This is a genomic window from Rhabdobacter roseus, from assembly GCF_014202275.1.
GTDB lineage: Bacteria > Bacteroidota > Bacteroidia > Cytophagales > Spirosomataceae > Rhabdobacter > Rhabdobacter roseus.
On sequence record NZ_JACHGF010000002.1, the window covers coordinates 97,405 to 121,255 of the forward strand.

Below are 23,851 nucleotides of genomic sequence, written 5' to 3' on the forward strand. Positions count from 1 at the left end.
CGATCAACAGCGGCGGGATGGGTGGTGGGATTTTTTTTCCTTCAACCTACGAAATAAACCCCAAAACGCCAAGAAAAAGAGTTACTTAATCGGTTACTTGGCGGGGCGTGGTGGTGAGGAATGGGGGCGTTTGGGGTAGGAATGGTAATATTTTTTTAGGTAGTAGGAAAGAACCAATTCCTGTTGCCGAGCCTGCGCCAGGAATAGCCGGTTGAAGAACAGGTGCAGGTGAGAGGCCACCACCGCCGGATCCGCCGGTTCCTGCTGACCCCGGCGGACGCGACGCACCGCTCTTGAGCGCCGGGCTATTACCCGCCCTACCCGCCCGCCGCTTGCCGCCAGGAGGGATTCGATGCGCTGCCGGTCCCGCCGGTAGTGGGCGTCCAGCTGCCCTTTCAGGGCCGTATCGCCCCGAAACTCCCGGAAAAGAGCGTCGAAGACCCGTTCCACCAGTGTCCCCCGGGCTGCGTGGTCCAGCCCCCAGTCGTTTAGCAGCCGATCGGCCCCGGCCAGCCCCAGCAACCACCGGGGCCAGCCCGTCAGATCCAGCAGGGAAATGACCGCTTCACTGTCCGCGTGAAAAAGGGATTCGGTCCGTTCGTAGGGCAGACCGGGGTACCGTTCCAGTTCCCGGCGGTAGGTATCGTACTGGATGCTATGGAGCCAGCCTTCCTCCCACGCGCGGTGCAGCTCCTGCGTGAGCCCACGGGTGGCTTCGGGGGCTTCCGCCGGGTAAAACCGGATGCGGAGGTGCGGTTCGGGGTCGGCATACCGCACAAAAAACCACTTTTCTACCGACTTCGCCCGGACCAGTGCCCGCATGAGCGGCCCGATTCGCTCCCGGAGCAACCGGTCTCCGGTTTGGGGGCCGCAGTAGACTTTGACGTAGGTCCAGCCACCCCCCCCCGGGGGGAAATCGCGCTGTACGGTTTCCGCGCCTCCCGAAGGAGTGCTTCTCGGCGTGGCGACGCCCGGCGAGGCGACGCTCGGCGCGGCGGCTCCCGGCGTATTTTTTGCCTCCCTAAAGGGGAGCACGATTTCGTGGGTGAACCCGTTTAAGAGCCCGGTGGACGATTCCGGAAATTCAACCAGCCGGATCCGGTCTTGGGTCCGGAACAGCGCGTGTAATGACTCCCGGGAACGGGCCGAATCGTGGTCGATCAGCAGTTCCCGGTCTCCCTCCACGAACTGGGTGTAACGCGGAATGCCGAGCTTTTGACGGACCGCCTCCCATTCGTGGGCCCACTCGCCCTCGCGAGCGACCGTGGCGACGCCCGGAGCGGCGGCTCCCGGCGTGGCGACGCCCGAAGGAAACAACCGGGGAAAGTGGCTTTTGGTGATGGTCCAGCGGGCCCGGGCCAGGATCCAGTGCCCGTACTGCACCCGGGGTAAAAATACCCGTTCCGCCAGGTGGCCCCACTGCCAGCCGTAGCCGGTACCCTGTCCGGCTACGTCGCAAAGGAACCGGTACATCGGCAGGCCCTGGGTGAAGTTATGGGCCGTCGTCAGCCGGGGAATGACCCGCTTGCCCAGCCGTCGGCTCCTTAGCTGGACCTGGTTGTCCCTGACGGAGACCAGCAGGTCCGCGGGGGAAATGCGCCGTTCGGGCGGCAGGTGGCTACCGCCCAGGTAGACGATCTCATAGTCGGTGAGGTGCGGGCGCTGAAGGAGGTTTCCCAGGCGTGGTTCGGGCAAATGGGCGATTTCGGCAAAAACGACCTCCGGCTCCTGCTGCGCGCGCGTGGCGGCCGCCACGCGCAGCTGCGCGGCCAGACTGGGGTCGGCCTCTCCGAACCGGCCCAGCAGCTCCAGCCCCGAAGCCCCTCCCATCGCCCGGGCCAAAAACCGAAAATCGCCCCGGTCCAGGGCCTCTGGGGAATCGGTTAGCAGGCTTCCCAGCCAGTACAGGCCGTCGCCCGGGTGGGACCCCGTCGGGTCCCACCCCGCAGGGGTCATCCCGGCGCAATCCTCATCCGTGAGCGTTACGCACCGCGTGGGTTCCAGCCAGGCCCTTTCCGCCAGGTTTTCCCGTAGCCGCGCGAGGGCATCCTCCGTGGGGTAGGGCCGCTCGGGGCGGGTGGGAAAGACGAGGTCTGCCAGCAGGGGGAGCTCCTCGCAACTACCGGGCCGTACCGGGCCGTACCCGATCCCCTCGGTGCTATCCAGGGCTTCGGGCAACGGTACCTCCTGGCCTTCAAACCGGCGCAAAAAGGCGTCCCGAAATTGGTCCAACTCCCGACTGCGGCCCATTTCGAGCAGCGGCCGCACCGTTTCAAACTCCCGGGCCAGGACTTGCACCCACCGGGCGCTGAGCGACCACCGTCCCGCCAAAACCAGATCCGTTTGGACCACCGGGCGGTTCTCCGGATTTTGGATGTAAGGGGCGAGCAACGCCTGAAGGCGCAGACCGGCGTTCAGCGGGGCTTGGGTTGCTTCCAGGAGCTGGTGGACCTGGTTGAGCAATTTTTTCTCCGATCCCGCCCCTTTCAGGGTCATGAGCTTCGCTCGGAGAGACGCAAAAGGGTCGCGGCCCGTGACCGTGAACCGCCACTCGCTTTCGAGCAATTGGGCTTGGATCAATTCCCGAATCAGCTTCCTGGCCCGGGCCGGGGGTAGGCCGGGCCCAAGGGCCTGCCCCAGTTCCCGGGCGGTTGCTCCCCCTTGGGCCCGGCGCATCGCGCGCTCCACTTCCGGTCCCGGCTCGACCGCCGTGAGCGTGTGGAGGGTTCCCGTGTGGGTGTATTTCCGTTCGGTGTACCGGTAGATCCCCTGCCCGAAGGTCAGGCTGGAGTTGAGTTCAAACCGCAATTGCGCCTGGATGGTGGGCTTGGCTTCGAGCCTCCGGATCAGGTCGTGCAGGGCGGCCGGGTCCAGCCGCCGGTAGCGCCGGAACGCTTCCGAGCCGGCGGGCTCCAGGACGGTCCGCCCGGATAGGGTCCCGGTGGCTACCCCGGCAAATAGACCGAAAGGGGTGGCGCGCGTGCACAAGCGGACGAGGTAGTGGGTAAGGGCCGATAACACCTGCCGTCGGTTTTTGTCTGGTTGGCCGTCGGTGCGAAGGCCCCGGAAGGAGGCATAGAGACCCGGCGAGGCGAGGAAGAGGGCTTCCGCGAGCCAAGGGTCGGAAAATAGGGTTAGCAGGTGTTGCTCCGCCAGCTCCGGACTTTGCATGGCGTGGAAAGTCCGGAGGGTTTCCAGGGGGAGCAGGGGCCTTCGAAGCAGGAAAAAGCCGTCGGGGATCAGAGACATGGCGGGTACATTTTCGTGGAAAAAGGGCGACGAGCAAATTTTTTAAATGGCGTTCACCTTTCCACATTTTTTAGACCAAGGGCCCCGGAAATGATACCGGCGCGGCCCTGGGGGCGACGAAGCAACTTTCGTCGTTTTTTTTACCGCGTTCGTATCAAAAATTTGCTATTTGACGCGGGTAAAGCAAGCTTTATGAGATTAATTAAATGCCACCAACATGGGTATTTCTTCCGTTTTCGACCCCGTCCCGTTGGGCCAGATCGAGGGGGTTTGTCGGCGAATGCAGGCGCAGCGGCACCGGGAGCCTTCGTTTGGGCTGGACTACGGCTGCCTGGGCCAGGCCGTATTCTATTACCTGTACGCCAGGCATACGGACCAGGAAGCGTTTCTCCGGGAGTCCGCCGACCAGTTTGACCGGGCCTGTGCCTGCGTCAATACCGATCGATCCTTCGTCATTCCCCGGGATTTCTGCGACTTGGGAGCGGTGGTCCATTACCTGGCTGAAGGGGGGGCGCTAGCGGTGGAACCCGGCTATTTTCTGGGGGACGTGGATGCCTTTCTGCACCAGGGGCTGGAGCAGGCTCTCCGGCGCGGGGCCGTTTCGGGTTTTACGACCGGTGCCGCTGGCTACGGACTGTACTTCCTACACCGTGCCCGCTACGATCCGGCGCGTTTTGCGCCGACCCTTGAGCGCCTGGCCGACTGGCTGGCGGTGTTTACCCTTAAGACGCCTTTGGGGTGTTGCTGGCCTTCGACCCGCCACCAAACGGTAACGGGCGTGGACCTGACGCTGGCCTACGGGCAGGCTTCGGTGGTGCTGCTGTTGGCCGCGATGGTGGAGTTGGGTTTTGCCGATCCCCGAAAAGTCCGCTCGGTGGTCGCCGGAGCCATTGCCTTGATTGATCACTGTCTGAAGGTGACCCAAAGCCATACCGTGCGGGTATCCCTACCGGAAGGTCACCTGGGTACGGCCTACGCCCTGCTCCGGGCCGGGCTCGTGTTTGACACCCCCGCGTGGAAGGCGCTGGGCGAATCCCTGCTGCGGCACTGTGCGCATAGCTGCCAGGATTCCCGGCGGAAGCTTCCCCGCGCCGGAATCCGCGGGGGCGTGGCGGGGGCAACCCTGGCGTTTGCGCGTATCCACCGCCTCACGGACAATGCGCTCTACGGGGAGGCCGCCCGCCAATGCCAGCGCATCTTACTCCGTCAGACCAAGCAGGACGAGGACGGGAATACCCCTTCTCCGGGGGAAGTAAGTGACGGGAAGGCTCTTTCGGGGGTGGGAGCCACCCTCATCCGCTCATCCGGACAACTTGACTTTGACCGACTCATTTGGCTGATTTAGAGGCTGTCCGGGTAAGGGGTTTGGCTCCTTTTCAAGACCTGGGTATCGACCTCCCACGGTGTTTTCGGATTTTTGGAAGCGGAAACGGGCTTTTGCTTACGCAAGACTGAACAGGCAGAGCGCGCTTCCTCACGGTAGCGCCGCTCACGCCTCCGCAGCCCTCGCATTATCACCTTCGTTCACCGCCGCATTCTACTTCCCTTCCCCTTTGCCATCCGTCAAAATGGGCCTTTTGAGCCCGACCTGGATCCTCAACGTTTGGTGAATAATCTGGATCGGGTACCTTCTTGGAGTAGAGCGGGTTTCCTTGTTTCTGCTTAGGCCTTTTATGGGGCCGGTATTGACGTTGATTTGTTGCGTCGCGCGGGTTCCGCCCTGATCCTCCCCCTTGATGACAGTGGGTCCATCCCGCACTTGCTCCTATCGCCGAGGGGATCCTTGCCTGCGGCCAGGAAGGGCGGCATCCTGTCCAACCGGCGCTGGGAATGGCCTTCCTCCAGGTACCACAAGCCCGAAAAAGGGCCTGCGTTCACCTCGTAGAATTGGTGTGGGTGAAAGTCATCGGTGTAGTAAAGCGGCTATGGAAGGGAGTGCCAGGGCAAAAAAACCAGCTGGACTCCAGTTGGGGTTTAACTATTATATACACTATACTAATGCTGCTACCGAAGCAGCTGCACAAATCAATCCGCAAATATCAGTCCAAAAAATCACCCCGGTGAAAGCGTTACCAGGGTGATCCAAATGACAACGTTACAAAACTTCAACTTCCTGAAGTCAAGTACAAAGTAAGGCAAAAAGGGTTTACTTCAGGGGAAAAAACCTCAGTAACCCTTCCATATCTATTTACTACCAACCCCCTATTTTAGGGGTTGTACCTTCTTGTTGCGCTCGCTACCTTTGGCTTGGTGATGCCTCTGGGCAGTTCCAAATTACAACGTTACAGGCACGCCCCATGAGCTCACTCTCCTACCGCTTGAAGGACCTCCATCTCTTTTACGTCCCGCTTAAAAAAGAAAAAGCCTGGGCACCATGGCGCCCAGGCTTTCCGACATATATCCACACCATATAAGATGCAAATATAAATTTTTTTGGTTATTCTCCCTACACCTTCCGGGGCGTATTCATCCGTAGGTTGCTCATCCGCACGTAGCCCTCGTTGAGCTTGTTGATCCGGCACGTGGCCAGATTGTCCATCAGCCGTTTGGGCGCTTGCCGAAGACGCCAATGGCCTCCCGCCGCCTCTCAAACGTTACCCTGGCTGCGTTGCCGGTCCCGGTGAGCGTCTCCTCCTTCTTGCGGTACGGCGGTGTCATCAGGATCATAACGGCGTTGAGGACCCGGACGGGGACCCGGTCCCGCCTCAGTTCCAACGCCCACGATCCGTTCCGTATCAGGGGAAGCATCCCATGCCAATAGAACGAGGTATCGTTGTTTTCCGGTGGGCTCCCTACTTTTGAGACACCCTTTTAGGGAATAGTGAAGGTCAGCGAGAAGCATGATGGAATTCAGCCACGCACGGGCGTCCCTCGAGCAGGTACGCCCGAGGGATATGGTGCACTAGCTGTCCCGGTTAGGGTACGAACCCGTCCAGGTCAGAGGCCACGACTATTGGTGCCATTCTCCCGTTCCGATCGAAAAAAACGCCTCCCTTTAAGATCAACCGGTGGCTTAACCGGTAGTACGATCACGGGGAACAGCCGAGCGGTAACGTGATTGACTTTGGCATCCGCTACTACGGTTGCTCGGTCGGGGCCTTTATCCACCGGGTACACGGCGATCTTTCTCCTCACCCGCGGCGGGAGCCCCCTCCCCTCCACCCGCTAAGCCCCCGGTGCGAATCCGGGGGCAGCGGATAGAGCCGATTACGGCCCCTGCCCTCGGATGACAGGTACACTATAGACTCCATAAGCAACGCTACTACGCCCTTGGCCTCCCCAACGATTCGGGCGGCTTCGAGCTGCGGAACGCCTACTGTTAAACTCAGGACCTCCCCCAAGGATATCACCACGCTTGCCGTGAGGGTCTTCGAAGGGTTCATGGACTTCTCTTTCCTACCGGATGATTGCCCCGCATGACCTGAGCGATTTCGTCATTCCCAATTCCGTCGCTTTTTTCCCGCGCCCGCCCTTTCCTGGAGCGGCACCAAAGGGTTCACCTGTATCTAGACTGGGGTGATACCGGTTGGCGCATCAGGAGGGAAGCGCTGGCGGGTTCTTTCGTATACTGCGACGAAAGCGGGCTTTACCAGTCCTACAAGGACCTGAACGAATGGCTGACCGCCGGGGCTCTTTCGGCCGAGCCGCCAATCCAATCGCCGCACTCGGAAAACCAACAGGCACCCCAATATCCGCCCAAGCCCCGGTAGACAAATCCCCAAGGCCGGAGGCTTCGGATCTGAACCCATTCACCCGGGACATCCGTTGATTTGGTCGGTCGGATTGCCTTAAGCGCAATCGGCAAGATGTACGGTTGTATCACGCTCCGCCCGTGCTCCAACCGAATCTTGCCCCGCCGTTGTGCCCTCGGAACTCGGGCGGCGGGGAGGCTTAGGGAGAAGGGAGGGATTAGGGGTATGAAAAGACCTTAATCGGGAGGGTGGCTAGGGTTTGCCATGGCCCCTTGGGGAACCACGCAGGAGCGGCGGCTGGGGTAGCGTAAGGGATTCGCCGTAGGGAGCCTTCGGGGAGGGCTCAGTTAGGTCGAATGCCCAGGTGACCCGGATCAAATTCGGCGAGGTATAGGAAAAACGAAATGCCGCCGCTATCTTAACCGTTCGGAGTCTGCCTGGTCCTGGCCTTGGTAGACCGGTTGAACGCGAAATGGCTATGTGATGAAAGCAGAAAACAACCGTAATCGGTGGCTGCACCTGCGCCTCACCGAGCAGGAGTACGCCTCCCTCCATCAGGAGTATGCCCGGACCACGGACCGGAAACTTTCTGACTTTGCCCGCCGAAAGCTCCTGGGCAAGCCCGTCACGGTGCTCCACCGGAACCAATCGCTGGACGGGATAGGCGAAGAACTGGGTCGCCTCCGGATGGAGTTACGGGCGGCGGGCCATAACTTCAACCAGGCCGTCAAAAAGCTCCATACCCTGCGGGGGGGGCACCAGATCGAGGCTTGGCTACTTACCTACGAAACCCAGCGGGAGCAGCTTTGCCGGCAGGTAGAACGGGCCGGGAGCTACCTGAAAACCCTGGCGGGACTATGGTCGCGCGAATAGGCATCGGCAAAAACCTGAGGGCGGTCCTGCTGTACAACGAAGGGAAAGTGGCCCGGCAGGAGGCGACCCTGCTCGAAGCCGGCTACTACCCAAAGGAGGTCGCGGGACTGACCTTTCATGAAAAATGGGCCCGGCTTCAGCAGCGGATGAGCCTTAACCCGCGGGTCAAAGCCAACGTTCTGCACATCAGCCTTAATTTTGCGCCCGGTGAAAACCTCCCGCCGGAACGGTTGACGGACATTGCCGTCCTCTACCTCGACAAGATCGGTTTTGCGGACCAGCCCTTTTTGCTCTACGAGCACCACGATGCGGCCCACCCCCACGTCCACCTGGTCACGACCAATATCCGGGCGGACGGCCGTCGGATCAGCCTGCATAACATTGGTCGCATCCGCTCGGAAAAGGCCCGGAAGGAAATCCAGGCGCAGTTCGGGTTGGTGAAAGCGGAAGACCGCCCCCGGCTCGGCTACGAGCCGCCGCCGGTACGGGTCGAGCCCGCCGCCTACGGGAAAGCGGAAACCAAACGAGCCCTGAGCCAGGTGCTTCGGCACGTCTTGCCCACCTACCGGTACAGCTCCCTGCCGGAGCTCAACGCGGTGCTGCGCCAGTACCAGGTCCGGGCCGACCGGGGAAGTGAAGATTCCCGCCTTTATCAAAAGGGAGGACTGGTCTACCGCATCCTGGATGCCGCCGGGAATCCGGTGGGGGTGCCCATGAAGGCGAGTGCTTTTTCGTTTAAGCCCACGTTAACGTACCTCTCCGGGCGGTTTGCAGAAAACCAGGCCACCAAACGAAACTACCGAGCAAGGCTTAAAAATACCATTGATCTGGCCCTGCTCGAGAAGCCGACCTGGGCCACGCTGTCCCGGCAGTTGGAGCACGAAGGCGTCAGGCTGGTGGAGCGTAGCAACGACCAGGGACGGGTCTACGGGCTGACCTACGTGGATCACCGGACACGCTGTGTCTTCAACGGCAGTGAGTTGGGGAAGCCGTACACGGTCCAAGGTCTTCGCGCCCGGTGCGGGTCGGTGCCCTTGACCCAGCCGCCCCGGGTTTCGGTGACCCCGCCGAGCCAGGAGTCCTCGCCCCGGCTGCCTGGCACGGACTTCACAGATCGTTCGCGGGACGACGGGCTTCTGGAAGCGCTTACCCTGCCCCTGCCGGATCCGACCGGTGTCCCCTGGCCCCTCCGGAAAAAAATGCCCCGAAAGCGAAGAAGAATTAGCCAACCCTAAACGGATACCACCATGCAGGAGAATCAATACGCCCTGGGTAAAATTCTGGACCTGACCCGGATGCTAGCCATCGTGCTGCTGGGGCTTCACTTCTATTACTATGGCTACACCGCCTTTGCCGGTTGGCAGCTCGTTTCCGATTTCAGCGACCGGTTATTGGAAAACGTGGCGCGGACGGGTTTGTTTGCCCGCTTCCACCGTTCCAAGGTCCTGGCTCTGGGCTTGCTTCTGGTATCGCTACTCGGCATCAAGGGGAAAAAGAAGGAGAACTTGCCGGTCTGGACCGGGCTGGGCTACACCCTAACCGGAATGGCTATCTACTTTGCCGCCTCCCTGTTGTGGTACCTGCCGCTGTCGGCTCAGGGGGTGACGGTTGCCTACCTGGCGGTGACGACGGTTGGCTTCGTCCTGGTGCTGATGGGAGGGACCCTGCTCTCCCGCGTGATTACGGTTCGCCTGGAGGAGGATGTCTTTAACCGTCAGAATGAAACCTTTCCCCAGGAAGAACGGTACCTGGACAATGCGTTTTCAATTAACCTTCCGGCCCGGTATCGGCTCCGGAACCAGACGCGCAAAAGCTGGATCAACGTCATCAATCCTTTCCGGGGACTGCTGGTCCTGGGCTCGCCCGGAGCCGGCAAGTCCTACTTCGTTATTCGGCACGTGATCACCCAGCATCTGAGCAAAGCCTTTACGATGTTTGTCTACGATTTTAAGATACCGGACCTTTCCGTGGTTGCCTACAACGCGTTTCTCCGGTACCGACACCGGTATGCTAAACCACCGGCTTTTTATACCATCCATTTTGACGACCTTAGCCGTAGCCACCGCTGCAACCCCCTGGAGGCGGAAGGGATGCTCGACCTGACCGATGCCGCCGAATCATCCCGCACCATCCTGCTCGGACTGAACCGCGAGTGGATCCGACGTCAAGGTGATTTTTTCGTCGAGTCGGCCATTAACTTCCTGACGGCAGTGATCTGGTTTTTGCGGAAGTTCGGCCACGGCCGGTACTGCACCTTGCCCCATGCCATCGAACTGATGCAGCTGGAATACGGCAAACTGTTCACCATCCTGCGGGCCGAAAAGGAGATCGAAGTGTTGATCAATCCTTTCGTGACGGCCTATCGGAACGGCGCGATGGAACAACTCGAAGGCCAGGTCGCCTCGGCCAAGATCGCTTTGGCCCGGCTTTCTTCCCCCCAGCTGTACTACGTGTTGAGCGGCCGTGATTTTACGCTGGACATCAACAATCCGGACCAGCCCAAGATCGTTTGCATGGGCAATAATCCCCAGAAGAGCCAAATTTACGGTGCCGTGTTGTCCCTGTACGTGAACCGGCTGGTGAAACTGGTCAACCAAAAGGGGAAAGCGAAATGCAGTCTGGTACTGGATGAGTTCCCCACGATTTACCTTAACCACATCGACGGCCTGCTGGCCACGGCCCGTTCCAACCAGGTGGCTACCACGCTGGGCCTCCAGGACTTTAGTCAGCTTCGGAAGGATTACGGCAGGGAACAGGCCGAGGTGATCATGAACATTACGGGCAATCTCATCGCGGGCCAGGTCACGGGCGATACGGCCAAACAGCTGTCCGAGCGGCTCGGAAAGGTCATGCAGGACCGTACCAGCCTCTCCGTGAACCGGACCGATACGTCCGTGAGTAAATCCAAGCAGTACGATTATGCCATCCCGGCTTCCCGCATGGCTACGCTCAGTTCCGGGGAATTTGTGGGGCTGGTGGCCGACAACCCGGATCAGAAAATAGACCGAAAGGCGTTTCATGGCGCGATTGTCAATGATCACCGGGCGCTAAAAAGGGAGGAGGCCGCCTACCAGCCGCTGCCGGTCATCCGGCCCGTGGACGATGCGCAGGTACAGGCCAACTACCTTCGGATCAAGGAAGAGATCCAGGACCTGGTCGACAGTGAGCTGGAGCGGATCCTGCAGGATCCGGGGTTGGCCCATTTGGTGGTAAAGTAGAGGGAGAAATGCGCCTGAACAAGCCTTTCGGGTTAGGAACGAAGGGACTTTTTGTGCTGGTCCAGCCACCACTCCAGCTGTTCTACCACCCGAACGGCCTCTTTTCCCGGGTGGTTTTGCTGTACATAGCGGACGAACGAGGCTTGGGTATCCTGCTGCTCCCATTCCAGGTTGGTTAGAACCAGATCCGGCCACGGCTTGACATGCCGGGTGAAGGCATGGAGTTCCAGGTACGGAGGGGCTTGGGACAGGTGGGTGGTGAGCTCGGCGTACAGGGATGGGGCCATCACCCGCTCGGCTTCCCGGAGCAGGTCAAACAGAACGAAGGGAGGGTTTTCGTGGGCTAGGGCCTTCCCGAAGTTGGGGGCTCCTTTCGTGTCCAGGAACTCCTGGAGATAGGTCCGAAAGGCGACTTCGGTGGCCACACAGAGATCCATACCGTAAAAGGAGTAGGCTTTTTTGAAACGGTCCAATGAAAAAGCATCCTGGCATTGTTTGACCACGTACCTCAGCAGGGCGATTTCTCGCTCGATGACAAACGCGAGGGTAGGGGGGGAATCCTTCGGGTTACTGGCCTGCGCAAACCGGGGGTGGGAAAAGAGCTCGAACGCGCTGCTCTTAAAGAAGCGGGTTTTGCGGGCATGGGTCAACTGCACGTAGAGCGGATACGTGGATTTTCCGTGAAAGGAAACGGCTTTCAACCGATCGTTGAAATACGTCCTATAGCTGATTTTTGACGCCCTTTTCATGCGGATTCGCGTTAAGAGGGTAAAGATAGTATATTGTTTTGCTAGATATGGATTTATATAAACAAATTACTACCTTAGTGGGGTGATTGAGCCCTGAGGAGGAAGGAATGGGATCAGAGAGGAGGTGCATCATGAAGCAATTAAGCCCCGAGTGGGTAAGGGATTTCCTGCGCCAGAAAGGAAGAGAAATAACCGTGGAGGAAGCGGCCATGATTTACGAATGGCTGCGAAAAGTAGCCTTCTTGGCGGTCGGGCACTACCTCCGGACTTGACAAACCACGCAAAGAACAAAAGGATATGTTGGTAGCGGACTTATACATTCGGGTGTCGACCGATGAACAGGCGGATAAAGGCTATTCGCAACGGGATCAGGAAGAACGGCTAAGGCTGTATTGCCAGCAAAACCGGATCTCAGTCAACCAGGTAATACGGGAAGACCATTCGGCCAAGACGTTTGAGCGGCCGGAATGGTCCCGGTATGTGCTGCATCTGCGCAAGGCTAAAGGAAAATCGGATTTGGTCTTGTTTACCAAATGGGACCGGTTCAGCCGCAATGCTGGCGATGCCTACCAGATGATCAGTATTCTCCGGAAATTAGGCGTGGAGCCGCAAGCCATCGAGCAGCCCCTGGACATGTCCATTCCCGAAAGTAAAATCATGCTGGCAATCTACCTGGCCACCCCCGAGGTGGAAAACGACCGCCGGTCGCTCAACGTCATCAACGGCATGCGGAGGGCTCGGAAGGAGGGGCGATGGATGGGACCGGCGCCCGTGGGGTATATCAATCGGAGTACGGAAGAGGGACGTAAATACATCGCGCCCAAAGAGCCGGAAGCGGGTATTCTGCGGTGGGTCTTTGCGACCCTGGCCGAAGGGCACTACACCACCGAACAAGTTTGGAAACAGGCCTTGGCCAAAAAGCTAAAGTGCAGCAAGAACAATTTTTGGCTGGCCATCCGCAATCCGGTCTATTGCGGAAAGATCCACGTACACGCGTTTAGGGATGAGGCAGCCTTTTACGTGACGGGACAGCACGAACCTTTGGTCACCGAAACATTATTTAACCGCGTGCAAGCGGTGTTGAGTGGGCGCGCCAAAAAGCAACGGACGAAAATGAACTCCAACGAAAATTTACCGTTGCGTGGGTTCCTTATTTGTCCAGAGTGCGGAAAAATGTTGACGGGCAGCGCCTCTAAAGGAAGAAATAACTACTACTACTACTACCATTGTACGTCGGCCTGCGGGAGCCGTTTCAAGGCCCCGCAGGCGAACGCGTTGTTTGTCGACTACCTCCGGCAATTCATACCCGAGCCAGACATGGTAGAGCTGTATCGGTTCTTTTTGAACGCGGAATACCACCAACAAACTCGTTCCTTGCGGGACGAACGGAATGCGATCCTGGATAAAATGAAGGCCTTGAACGACCGGTTGAATGCGGCCCGGCGGCGGGTTTTTGAAGAGCTAATTGACCCACTGGATTTTAAGCTGATGAAAGCGGACTGTGAGCAGGAGATCAACGAGCTGGAGCGGAAGCTGATGGCCCTCCAATCGAATAATCCCAAGAGCATTGAAGGATTACTGGAAGAGGGAGTGGCGAACCTGTTGAGGCTGGATTATTTGTACCGCGAAGGGAGTATCGCGCAAAAGCGGCATGTCATCGGTTCGATTTTTCCGGAAAATCTCGTGTTTGACGGAAATTATTATCGAACCGCCCGCCTTAACGAAGCGGTGCGTCTTATCTACTTGATGAAGAGGGATTTACAAATAAAAAAAAACGGTACAAGTGACGAATTTCTCGACTTGTACCGTTCGGCGGTCCGGACGGGACTCGAACCCGCGACCCCATGCGTGACAGGCATGTATTCTAACCAACTGAACTACCGGACCAATGTGTCAATTATTGTTGTTTTCGCCGTCGTTTCGGTGAAAACGTGGTGCAAAAGTAGACGGCTTTGTAATACGGTGCAAGTGTACTCTCGAAAAAAAGTAACAATTTTTTTAAATAGCCTGACTATCAGTCGCTCTTTTTTTAGGGAGTCTGTTTTTGTACTTTTGGGGCGCGCCGCCGTACCGGGCAAGGTACCTTTCTGTATTCAGAAGGCGCGCCGAATTCAAGCAGCATGACCCAACTACACGAAATCATACAACAGCTGGAACGCTGGGCACCGCCTGCCTACCAGGAAAGCTACGACAACGCCGGGCTGATTGTGGGGGACCCGGCCCAGCCCGTGCGGGGGGTACTTTGCTCCCTCGACTGCACCGAAGCCGTGGTGGACGAAGCCATCCAAAAAGGGTGTAACGTGGTGGTAGCGCACCACCCCATTGTATTCAAAGGCCTGAAGTCGCTCACGGGACGCACCTACGTAGAGCGGACGGTACTGAAGGCCATCAAGCACGACGTGGCCCTTTACGCCATCCATACCAACCTCGACAGCGTAGTAGACGGCGTGAACTGGATGATCGCCGCGCGCCTGGGCCTCCAAAACGTAAAAGTGCTGGCTCCCAAAAAGCAGCTCCTCATGAAGCTCACCACCTTCGTGCCGCTTACCGATACGCCCGCCGTGCTGGAAGCGCTCTACGCGGCCGGAGCCGGCCGGATAGGGGAGTACTCGGGCTGTAGCTTTCGGACGCTGGGCACGGGTACCTTCACGCCCGGCGCGGCGGCTAACCCTACGCTAGGTACCCGCGGGGAGCCCGAGGAGGTACAGGAGCACCGGGTGGAGGTACTTTTTTCGGCCTATCTGGAGCGGCGTATCCTAAGTGCCTTGCGCGAGGCGCACCCCTACGAAGAGGTAGCCTACTACCTGCATACCCTCGAAAACGAAAACCAGGAAGTAGGGGCGGGGGCCGTGGGGGAGCTGCCCGAGCCGCTGGCAGTACCGGATTTTCTGCGTTTCCTGAAAGAAAAAATGGAGACGCCGCTGGTAAAATATACCGAGCCTGCGGGTACCATGGTGCGGCGCGTGGCCGTGTGCGGAGGCGTAGGAAGTTTCCTGCTGCCCGCCGCCAAGCAAGCCCAAGCCGACGCCTTCGTGACGGCCGACTACAAGTACCACGAGTTTTTTGACGCCGAAGGACGACTCATGATCTGCGATATTGGGCATTATGAAAGCGAAGTACACACGAAAGACATTCTTTACAAGTATTTATCAGAAAAATTTGATAATTTTGCGCTCTATTTATCGGAGGTTAACACCAATCCGGTTAGGTACTTTTGGTAATGTATTCTGCAACAGCTGTGCACAAGAAGCGGAACGCATCATTTCAAGTACCTTCATCACTTACTGGAACCAAACGATAGTCTGAAACAGTCCGTAAACGACATACATGGAAAACACGATCGCACAAAGGTTAGACGCACTGCTTAAGCTGCAGGAAATTGATTCAAATCTTGACGAAATACTAAAAACCCGGGGTGACTTACCCGAAGAAGTACGGGACCTTGAAGACGAAATCATCGGCTTTGAAACCCGTCTCGGCAAATTCAAATCGGAGATCGATGGCCTTAACGGCGAGATAGATAGCCTGAAAGGTGCCCAGAAAGACGCCGAAAAGCTGATTACCCGCTACAAAGATCAGCAGATGAACGTGCGGAACAACCGCGAGTACGACGCCATCACGAAGGAGATCGAGCTGCAGGAGCTGGATGTACAGCTGGCCGAAAAGAAAATCAATGAGGCCCGCGCCCGGATTCGCCTCATCGAGGAGGACGTGAACCGTACCCAAAGTACCCTCAACGAACGCAACGAAGACCTCAAGGCCAAGAAGCAGGAGCTGTCGGTGATCATGGGTGAGAGCGAGGAAGAAGAAAAACAACTGATCGGGGAGCGCGAAAAACACATCAAAAAAATTGAGGAACGATTGCTGAAATCGTACCAGAAGATTCGCAACAACTCCATCAACGGACTGGCCGTAGTACCCGTCTCACGCGGGGCGTGCGGAGGCTGCTTCAACATTGTACCTCCCCAGCGCCAGGCCGATATTCGGGAGCGGAAAAAACTAATCGTGTGCGAGCACTGCGGACGTATCCTGGCGGATGTCGAAAGCGTAGAACCCGCTTCGAACCGGCGCTAGGTTTCGGTCCGGGATGTCGACAAAAAAAGGCTGCCCCACCGGCGGCCTTTTTTTATACACCCGGTTGCCGGGCATCTCAATCGCTCCGGTGGGCGTATATGCATTCAAAAAACGCGCTATTACGCATGAATTATTTCCGAATGTGGCTAATTACCTTACTCCTGGTCCTGGTCGGCCTGCTTACGGAGAGCCGGGCGCACGAGGCCGAAGCGGATTTTGCCTTTACGCCACGCCTGCAAAAAGCCTACTTTGAAATCCAGAAACTACGCCTCAACCACGCCCGCGAGCTCCTGGAGCAGGAACGCGCGCAGAATCCTGCCAACGGGGCGCTGGTATACCTTGAGAACTACGCCGACATGTACTACCTCCTGATCTCGGAGGATATGAAAGCTTACGCTACCCTAAGCAAACAGCAGGACGCCCGCCTAAGTACCCTCGCGCGGCTGCCGGGCTCGTCGCCCTACCAGCGCCTGCTCATGGCCGAAGTACGGCTGCACTGGGCCTTTGCCAAGCTGAAGTTTGGCAGCGAGGTCAGTGCCTGCTGGGATATTATCAAAGCGTACCGCCTGCTGGAAGAAAACCGAAAAAAATTTCCTGCGTTTGCGCCTACCCTCAAATCCCTCGGGCTGCTGCACGTCCTGATTGGCTCCATTCCTGACAACTACGCCTGGGTAGCCAAAATGCTGGGCTTGAAGGGGAGCATCAGCCAGGGCCTGAATGAACTCCAACAAGTACAGCGCCAGGAGCCGTTTTTCCGGCAGGAGGCCCAGCTCATTGAGCTCCTGCTGCACGCCTACACGCTCCAAATGAGTCCGGCCCAGATCCAGCAGCTGCACCAGCTTCCCCGCAGCCAGCCCGACAACCTGCTGCTGCACTTTTTTGGCACGTCCATCCTGATGAAGGAAGGCCGGAGCGAGGAGGCCCTCACCGTGCTGGCCAAAGCGCCCCGCGGCGAAGACTACCTGCCGTTTCCTTTTCTGGACTACCTCCGGGCCGAAATTCTGCTTCAAAAGGGCCAGTATGCCACGGCTTTTGCCTATTACAGCCTGTTTCAGAAAAATTTCAAAGGATTTAATTTCTTAAAAGACAGCTACTTCAAACAGTTTCTCTGCCGCTGGCTGGACAAAAGTACCCCCGCCGAGGCGCTCGTCCATCTGGCGCGGGTGGAGAAAGTAGGAAGTACCATCACGGAGTCGGACCAGTACGCCCAGCGCTTTGCCGAGCAGTACCGCAAAGGCCCCCGCCCGGAGCAGAAGGTACTTTTTCGGGCACGCTACGCCAGCGACGGTGGGTACCTGGCCGAGGCCTGGGAAGCTCTGGAGCCCTACACCGAGGCTTCTTTTCAGGAACTGACGGACCGCGCCGAATTCAACTACCGGCGGGGGCGCATTTTGCAGAAGAAAGGCCAGCCCGAACAGGCTACCCGTTACTACCAGCGGACCATCGCCCTTTGCCAGGGCACTTCGCTTTATTATGGGGCCTCGTCGGCGCTGCAACTGGGGTACATTTGTCGGGAAAAACAACAAAATGACCAGGCCGTGGCCTATTTTCGGAAGGCGATGTCGTTTAAAAAGCACGAATACAAAAACAGCATCGACAACAAAGCCCGCGCGGCCCTCACGGAGCTGGGCGTGTAGCTTTAGGCAGAGGGCATTGGGCTTGGGGCAGAGGGGGTACTTTGGGCAGATGGCTTGGGGTGCTTTCGAGAAAGTACCCCATGCCAGGCACCCTTTCTCCGCGGGAGAAAGGGCGGGGGGATAGAGGCCATAATAAAACAAATTTTATACGAACCTAAGCAGAAGTAGGGTGGAGGAGAAAGAATACCAGGTGTCGCGCAAAATACTGAGCTGGGCCGAGGAAGACCGGCCGCGCGAGAAGCTGCTGCTCAAGGGCAAAGCCGCCCTGACCGACGCCGAACTCATCGCGATCCTGATCGGCTCGGGTACGGTGGAGCTGTCGGCGGTGGATGTAGCCAAGATGATTCTGGGCTCGGCCGGCAATAACCTCAACGAACTGGCCCGGCACGGCGTTAAGGAGCTGACGAAGATCAAGGGCATTGGGGAGGCGAAGGCCATCACCATCGTGGCGGCGCTGGAGCTGGGACGGCGGCGTAAAGAAAGTACCATGCTGCGACGGCGGCGCATTGGCTCCTCGCTGGATGCCTACGAAGAAATGAAACCCTACCTGCTGGACAAGCCCCACGAGGAGTTCTGGATTTTGCTGCTCAACCGCGCCAACGAGGTACTTCGTCCGGTCCAGATCAGCACGGGCGGCGTGGCGGGTACCGTGGCCGACCCCAAAATGATTTTTAAGCACGCGCTGGAGCAGCTGGCGAGCTCGATCATCCTTTTTCACAACCACCCCTCGGGCAACCTCTCGCCCAGCCAGGCCGACCGCGACCTCACCCGCAAACTAAAAGAGGCAGGCCGAATGCTCGACCTGCCCGTGTTGGATCACCTTATTTTTACCGATAGCGGCTACTACAGCTTTGCCGACGAAGGTACTTTCTAAAAGAGTAGCTCGCGCTTCACAACGCCCTCCAGCTCGGCGTAAGGTACCGTAAACGAAATGGGGCCACGGGCGTAGGCGGCTATTTCGTAGGGATTGTAGTGAAAAAGTACCCCCTCGCGCGTGAAGGCGACGTTGGCCGGCAGGAAGAAAACGTGGTCTCGCAGAAAGTACCCCTGCTCCTCCAGGTTGGCGTCCGCCGGGATTTCTTCCAGCTTCCGGAAGGCCGCCTCGGCTTTCTGGTACAGGGCTACTGTGTCGCTCACGTAGGTTTGCCACTCCCGGTGCTGGCCGGTTTGGGCGTCGAAGAGGTAGTAGCCCAGGAACGAGTTGGGGTGCGCGCCGCCCGTGAAAGAATACTGGTCCAGGCTGTACACAATGAGCTTCGGCGTGGTAGCTACCGTATCGCCCTTCATTTCCACCGCCCAGCAGCCGGGGGCGTCGGGGTTTTCCTGGTGGAAGTCGCGGTAGCTGGCCATAAAAGCCTGTCCGGCGTTTTCCATCTCCGACAGGTTGGGCTTCTTGGTGCTTTGGTAGGCGCTGTCGGAGTACGTATACAGCAGCCGAACCACCGTTTCCTGGAGGTACTTGCGCAGCGCCTGGGTGGCTTTGCCCGAATCGGCGGGCATCAGCAGGTCCACGGATACCATCGCGCCGCCCAGGTTGGCGGTGTCGCAGCTACCTACTTCGGTACCCTGCCGGGTGGCGTTTTCAAAGGTGATGCCCGTGCGCTGGGTACTTTCCTCGTCCTGGTTTGCTTGCCGACAAGCCCCCGCCAGGAGGGTACTTAGTAAGCACAGGGCTGCTAGGTGCTGCTTCATAAGGTACTTCCGGGTCCAAAAACCGCTATTAGATTTGGTAAAAAAAGATTCCGTAGGGCCTCATAGGCTCATGAGCTCTTTGAAACGAATGGCCTGACGGCGCGAAATTTCGATGCGGTCGCCGCCCTGTAGGGTCACGAGCAGACCACCGCTAAACCACGGCTCGATCTTCTCGATCCATTGCAGGTTGATGATATGCTTGCGGTTGGCGCGGAAGTAGGTATTCTGGTCGAGGCGCTCTTCCAGGCTGTTGAGTGACTTCAGTACCAGCGGTTTCTGATCGTCGAAGTGCAGCCGCACGTAGTTGCCCATCGACTCAAAAAGCCGGATTTTTCCCAGCTTCACAAACCAACATTTTTCTCCGTCCTTTACAAACACCTGATCGTTTTCGCCCAGTACCTTTTCGCTACGCTCGTTGGGGGCCACGGCTACTTCCAGCGGCGACTGGTTTTCTTCCACGCGGTTGATGGCGTCGCGGAGCCGGTCGCTGTCGATGGGCTTCAGGAGGTAGTCCAGGGCGTTAAACTCAAAAGCTTTGATGGCGTACTCGTCGTAGGCGGTGGTAAAAATCACCTCCGGGGCCTTGCCTTCCAGGGCCGAGAGCAGTTCGAAGCCATTCTTGCCGGGCATCTGGATGTCCAGGAAAAGGAGCTCCGGTTGCAACTCATCGATCATCACCAGGGCTTCGTCGGCATTGGAGGCTTCGCCCACGATGTCAATTTTCGAGAAAGGCTCAAGGAGGCGTTTGAGTTCGTTGCGGGCCAGGCGTTCGTCATCAACGATTAGTGTTTTCATGGCTTTTGGGGTTGTAAAGAGCGTTTAATCTATTCGTTTAGGGTACTTCCGTTGGGTACTTTGGGGTTGGTCAGGATTCTTCCTGGGTACTGGGTGCTACCTCGCCGCTAAACCGGTGCAGGCCGTCGGTGAGCATGGGCATCCGTACTTCGGCGCACACTACATTCTCTTTTTCCTGCAAGATCCGAAAACTGGCGTACTTTCCGTACAAAATCGAGAGCCGCTCGGCGGTATTGAGCAGGCCCACGCCGCCGGAGTCGGTGGTGCCCAGCGTACCGGTGTTCCGAATCCGGATCAGGAGCAGCTGCTCTTCCAGCTCCGTGCTTACTTCCAGAAAGCCCCCACCCATAACCTTGGACACGCCATGCTTGATGCCGTTTTCGACCAGCGTCTGGAGCATCATGGGCGGTACCTGCCAGTAGAGGGTCGTTGGGTCGGCCTCGAGGCGGTATTGCAGCCGGTCTTCGTAGCGGACTTTTTCCAGTTCCAGGTAGTCTTCCACGGTTTTGAGCTCTTCGCGCAGATCTACGGTTTTGCGGCGGTCGGCCAGGAGCGAATTTCGTAAAATATTGGACAACTGCGTAATGCTTTGCTGCGCTTTGGCGGGATTTTCCATCACTAGCGCCCGGATACTGTTCAGGGCGTTAAAGGTAAAGTGTGGGTTGAGCTGCGAGCGAAGTACCTTGGCCTCGGCCTCGCGCATGGAGGTTTTGAGCATGATTTTGTCCAGATCAGCCAGGCGGTTTTGCTCCACGTAGTGGTATACGGTGTACGACAGGATCCAGGCCAGCAGGTTTTTGCACCAGCCCGAAAAGTACCCCCAAAACAGGAACGGGTGGTTGACGAGGTTTTCGGCCAGCACGGCTTTGTCGAGCGGGACGTTCACGGCGGTCATGATCACGCCCAGCACCAGCACCGACAGCCCCACCCGAAACACCAGCCGGGGCATGGGCAGGGCGGTCCAGTTCCAGCGCCGGATCACCAGGCGGTAGAGGTGCGTGAGGGTAATACCCAGCAGGATGTTGGCCAGGCTGGTAAAAAAGTAGTTGGAATCAAATCCGTATTCGGCCGAATAGAGCAGGTACTCGTACATCACGAGCACAGTCCAGCCGGTGATTTGGAGCGTCCAGTATATGCGCGTCTTGGACATGGATGACGTGGGTCTAGCCAAAGAAATAAAATAAGTAGGTACCCGCGAGAAAAGCTAAAAAAAAGCCATTGCGTTTTCTGCCGGTTAGCATACCCTTACAAAAAAAGCAAGGTACATACTTACCGCCAACGGCGCGGGCGTAATTACACCAGTGGGAGCCACTCTACACGAGCGGCTGCTAGGAGTTATGCGGTATTTCGAGCGAAAGCAGGTGGGTGATGTCGTTGGAAACTTCCAGGGTAAACTGCCGGTCGGGGTAGCAGTAGCTGAGCTTGTACAGGCACAGGTTGCTGTGCTCGTAGTGATCCATTTCGGTGAGGGGCTGGTTAAAGAGGGTCGTGAGCAGGATGCGCATCGCGCGGCCGTGCATGGCTATCAGGATGCACTTTTCGTGGGGGCGCGACAGGATCAGGTCAATCACGGGTAGCTGGCGCTCGCGCACCTGCATGGGGCTTTCGCCTTCCTCGGCGGCCAGCTCCACTTGTCCGTTGCGCCATGCCAGCACCAGGTCCCGGTAGTAGGCGTTGTCCATGTTGTTAGGGGTGCGGCCTTCGCGCATACCCCAGCCTATCTCGTTCAGCCCGGCGTGGCTTTCGTACGGAATCCCCAGGTCAATGAATGCCTGGACGGTTTGCTTCGTGCGCTGGAGCTTCGAGGTATATATTCGGTCAAAAGGGACGTGCTCGTAGGCGTCAAAAAAAGCCGCCGCCTGGGCTTTGCCCCAATCATTAAGCTCAGAATCAACGCCGCTTCCCTGTACTACGCCCAGGCGGTTGTACTCGGTTTCGCCGTGCCGGATGATATAGATAGACTTGCTTCTCAATGGATTTGGATTATTTTTATAAATAATTTGCCAAAAAGTGGTTTTTTCGCTTATTTAGCGCATACAAATTTAGATAATTTTTAGATATGTTTAAAAATAATGCGTCAATAGATTTCCTGAAATCCCTGGATACCAATTCCATGGGGGGGCACCTGGGAATCGAATACCTGGAGATAGGAGCAGACTACATACTGGCCCGGATGCCCGTTGACCACCGAACCCGCCAGCCCTTCGGCATCCTGCACGGCGGGGCGTCGGTGGTGCTGGCCGAAAGCCTCGGGAGTGTGGCCTCTTTTCTGTGCCTCGACGACCCCCAAACCCAGCGCGCCGTGGGCCTGGAAATAAACGCCAATCACCTGCGGTCGGTAAAGGAAGGGTACGTCTACGGACAAGTGACGCCCATCCACGTGGGCCGCACCACCCACATCTGGGACATCCGGATCACCAACGAAGCCAACAAGCTGGTGTGCGTAAGCCGCCTCACGATTGCGATCATCGAGGCCAATCGCTAGCAGATCGAAACAAAAAGGTCATCCAAAAGTGTTATTCAGGCAGGTACTTTGAAGGTACCCACGCACTGCGTACGGAAGATTTTATTCATGATTGATCAAGAAATAACTACCCCCGAGCCGGGCGTCATTAGTTACCAGGCTCAGTCTCTTTGGGATACCGCCCAGGCCCTGGGCTTCCCGGCGGCTATTTGGCGGCTGCCGCACCGGGCGGAGGCGGTGCTGCTGGTGTCGCTGCGCGAGCAAATAGCACGTCGCCAGCCCGACCTGGAGGCCTTGCCGACCGGTTTTTTGTTAAGTCCTTTTCTTCATGCCCAGCCCGACGAGGTACTTTTTCTGGAAGGAGACCTGATTTTTACGCTCAACGAGAGCGGGCAGGTACTTCGTATGGAAAGCCCCCTGGGCGAAGAGCATCCCCTGGTGCGGCCGTTTCTGGACGCCGCCGCGCAGGTGCCTGCCAAGGCCGCCCCGCTGGCCCCGACGCACCTGCACCCGCTCAACGACGAAGTACCGGTGCCGACGGGTACTTTTCAGAACGCCGTAGCCCAGGCCGTGGCGGCGATCCGGGAGGGGTACTTTGACAAGGTGGTACTTTCGCGCACCAAAACCCTCACCTACGCCGACGATTTCCCGCCGCTGGAGGCTTTTCAGCGGCTGTGCCGCGCCTACCCCACGGCCTTCGTGTCGCTGGTGCGCCTGCCCGAGCGCGACGAAATGTGGCTCGGCGCTACGCCCGAAACCCTCGTGGAGCTGGACGCCAACCGGATCTTCCGGACCATTGCGCTGGCCGGTACCCAGCGCGCCAGCACCGAGAGCGGCACGCTGCTGCCGCGCCAGGAGGTACGCTGGGGGCAAAAAGAAATCGAAGAGCAGGCGCTGGTGAGCCGCTACATCATTGAATGCTTCAAGAAAATACGCCTGCGCGAGTACCTCGAGCGCGGGCCCAAAACGGTACTGGCGGGTAACCTATACCATTTACAAACGGAGTTTGAGGTTGATACGCAGGAGGTAAACTTTCCGGAGCTGGGTACCGTGATGCTACGGCTGCTGCATCCTACCTCGGCGGTTTGCGGTACGCCCAAGGAGCCCGCGCTGCGCTTTCTGACCAGCGTGGAAGGCTACGACCGCTCTTTTTACAGCGGGTACCTGGGTCCGGTCAACGTGGAGCGGGCGTCCAACCTGTACGTAAACCTCCGTACCATGCGCCTGGCCCAGGGCGTAGCCACGGTATTTGCCGGGGCGGGTATCACCGAAGACTCCGACCCCGAGCGCGAGTGGGAGGAGACCGAGCTCAAGTGCCAGACCCTCCTGCGAGTACTCGCACCAGACCCAACTACCTAAGCACCTGCCTAAAAGGTACTTTGCCGATAAGCCAATGGGTAGATTTTTG

17 protein-coding genes, 1 tRNA gene and 1 pseudogene are annotated in these 23,851 nt (G+C 58.1%); 12 read left to right on the forward strand and 7 right to left on the reverse strand.

The window, feature by feature from the left end:
• Nucleotides 1-93: 93 nt before the first annotated feature.
• A complete protein-coding gene (locus HNQ92_RS05390) occupies nt 94-3,249 on the reverse strand; it encodes a lantibiotic dehydratase (protein WP_184171977.1) in 3,156 nt (1,051 codons plus the stop codon).
• A 217-nt stretch (nt 3,250-3,466) separates the two neighbouring features.
• Between HNQ92_RS05390 and HNQ92_RS05395 the strand changes: the two genes are divergently transcribed.
• The 4 genes from HNQ92_RS05395 (at nt 3,467) to mobC (ending at nt 11,032) form a co-directional block, all read left to right on the forward strand.
• Nucleotides 3,467-4,594 (forward strand): glycoside hydrolase family protein, encoded by a 1,128-nt coding sequence (locus HNQ92_RS05395; RefSeq protein ID WP_184171979.1) that lies wholly within the window; start codon nt 3,467-3,469, stop codon nt 4,592-4,594.
• 2,830 nt (nt 4,595-7,424) lie between these two features.
• A complete protein-coding gene (locus HNQ92_RS05400; protein WP_184171980.1) occupies nt 7,425-7,814 on the forward strand; it encodes a plasmid mobilization protein in 390 nt (129 codons plus the stop codon).
• Nucleotides 7,799-9,049, forward strand: coding sequence for a relaxase/mobilization nuclease domain-containing protein (locus tag HNQ92_RS05405; RefSeq protein ID WP_184171982.1), 1,251 nt, complete (start codon nt 7,799-7,801; stop codon nt 9,047-9,049). The genes HNQ92_RS05400 and HNQ92_RS05405 overlap by 16 nt, the downstream gene beginning before the upstream one ends.
• Before the next feature lie 12 nt (nt 9,050-9,061).
• Nucleotides 9,062-11,032: a conjugal transfer protein MobC gene (mobC, locus tag HNQ92_RS05410; protein WP_184171984.1), complete on the forward strand. Its 1,971-nt coding sequence runs from the start codon at nt 9,062-9,064 to the stop codon at nt 11,030-11,032.
• A gap of 32 nt (nt 11,033-11,064) precedes the next feature.
• Here the strand turns inward: mobC and HNQ92_RS05415 are convergent, their stop codons facing one another.
• Nucleotides 11,065-11,781, reverse strand: a complete 717-nt coding sequence (locus HNQ92_RS05415; protein ID WP_184171986.1) for a hypothetical protein — start codon at nt 11,779-11,781, stop codon at nt 11,065-11,067.
• A 131-nt stretch (nt 11,782-11,912) separates the two neighbouring features.
• Here HNQ92_RS05415 and HNQ92_RS05420 point away from each other — a divergent pair, with 131 nt between their 5' ends.
• Both HNQ92_RS05420 and HNQ92_RS29150 read left to right on the forward strand, forming a co-directional pair.
• Nucleotides 11,913-12,053: a hypothetical protein gene (locus HNQ92_RS05420; protein ID WP_184171988.1), complete on the forward strand. Its 141-nt coding sequence runs from the start codon at nt 11,913-11,915 to the stop codon at nt 12,051-12,053.
• 25 nt (nt 12,054-12,078) lie between these two features.
• Nucleotides 12,079-13,056: pseudogene (locus HNQ92_RS29150) on the forward strand (recombinase family protein); the annotation flags it as partial.
• Nucleotides 13,057-13,594: 538 nt separating this feature from the next.
• Here HNQ92_RS29150 and HNQ92_RS05430 read toward each other — a convergent pair.
• A tRNA-Asp gene (locus HNQ92_RS05430) sits at nt 13,595-13,668 on the reverse strand.
• Between the two features lie 233 nt (nt 13,669-13,901).
• Here HNQ92_RS05430 and HNQ92_RS05435 point away from each other — a divergent pair.
• From HNQ92_RS05435 to radC, 4 genes are all read left to right on the forward strand, one after another.
• Complete coding sequence (locus HNQ92_RS05435; RefSeq protein WP_184171997.1) at nt 13,902-15,002, forward strand: Nif3-like dinuclear metal center hexameric protein; 1,101 nt, start codon at nt 13,902-13,904, stop codon at nt 15,000-15,002.
• Between the two features lie 106 nt (nt 15,003-15,108).
• A complete protein-coding gene (locus HNQ92_RS05440; RefSeq protein ID WP_184171999.1) occupies nt 15,109-15,855 on the forward strand; it encodes a zinc ribbon domain-containing protein in 747 nt (248 codons plus the stop codon).
• Nucleotides 15,856-15,980: 125 nt separating this feature from the next.
• On the forward strand, nt 15,981-17,492 hold the full coding sequence (locus HNQ92_RS05445) for a tetratricopeptide repeat protein (protein WP_246439703.1): 1,512 nt from the start codon (nt 15,981-15,983) through the stop codon (nt 17,490-17,492).
• 169 nt (nt 17,493-17,661) lie between these two features.
• Nucleotides 17,662-18,366, forward strand: a complete 705-nt coding sequence (radC, locus tag HNQ92_RS05450) for a RadC family protein (RefSeq protein ID WP_184172001.1) — start codon at nt 17,662-17,664, stop codon at nt 18,364-18,366.
• Here the strand turns inward: radC and HNQ92_RS05455 are convergent.
• The 4 genes from HNQ92_RS05455 to HNQ92_RS05470 all read right to left on the reverse strand — a co-directional run bounded on the left by HNQ92_RS05455 (nt 18,363) and on the right by HNQ92_RS05470 (nt 21,952).
• Nucleotides 18,363-19,184 carry a DUF3298 and DUF4163 domain-containing protein gene (locus HNQ92_RS05455; RefSeq protein ID WP_184172003.1) on the reverse strand — a complete coding sequence of 274 codons (822 nt, stop codon included), beginning with the start codon at nt 19,182-19,184 and terminating at the stop codon, nt 18,363-18,365. The genes radC and HNQ92_RS05455 overlap by 4 nt on opposite strands.
• A gap of 60 nt (nt 19,185-19,244) precedes the next feature.
• A complete protein-coding gene (locus HNQ92_RS05460) occupies nt 19,245-19,979 on the reverse strand; it encodes a LytR/AlgR family response regulator transcription factor (RefSeq protein WP_184172005.1) in 735 nt (244 codons plus the stop codon).
• 70 nt (nt 19,980-20,049) lie between these two features.
• Nucleotides 20,050-21,129: a sensor histidine kinase gene (locus HNQ92_RS05465; protein ID WP_184172007.1), complete on the reverse strand. Its 1,080-nt coding sequence runs from the start codon at nt 21,127-21,129 to the stop codon at nt 20,050-20,052.
• A gap of 178 nt (nt 21,130-21,307) precedes the next feature.
• A complete protein-coding gene (locus HNQ92_RS05470; protein WP_184172010.1) occupies nt 21,308-21,952 on the reverse strand; it encodes a histidine phosphatase family protein in 645 nt (214 codons plus the stop codon).
• 86 nt (nt 21,953-22,038) lie between these two features.
• Here HNQ92_RS05470 and HNQ92_RS05475 point away from each other — a divergent pair, with 86 nt between their 5' ends.
• Nucleotides 22,039-22,464, forward strand: a complete 426-nt coding sequence (locus tag HNQ92_RS05475; RefSeq protein ID WP_184172012.1) for a hotdog fold thioesterase — start codon at nt 22,039-22,041, stop codon at nt 22,462-22,464.
• 87 nt (nt 22,465-22,551) lie between these two features.
• On the forward strand, nt 22,552-23,802 hold the full coding sequence (locus HNQ92_RS05480; RefSeq protein WP_184172014.1) for a chorismate-binding protein: 1,251 nt from the start codon (nt 22,552-22,554) through the stop codon (nt 23,800-23,802).
• Nucleotides 23,803-23,851: the final 49 nt, after the last annotated feature.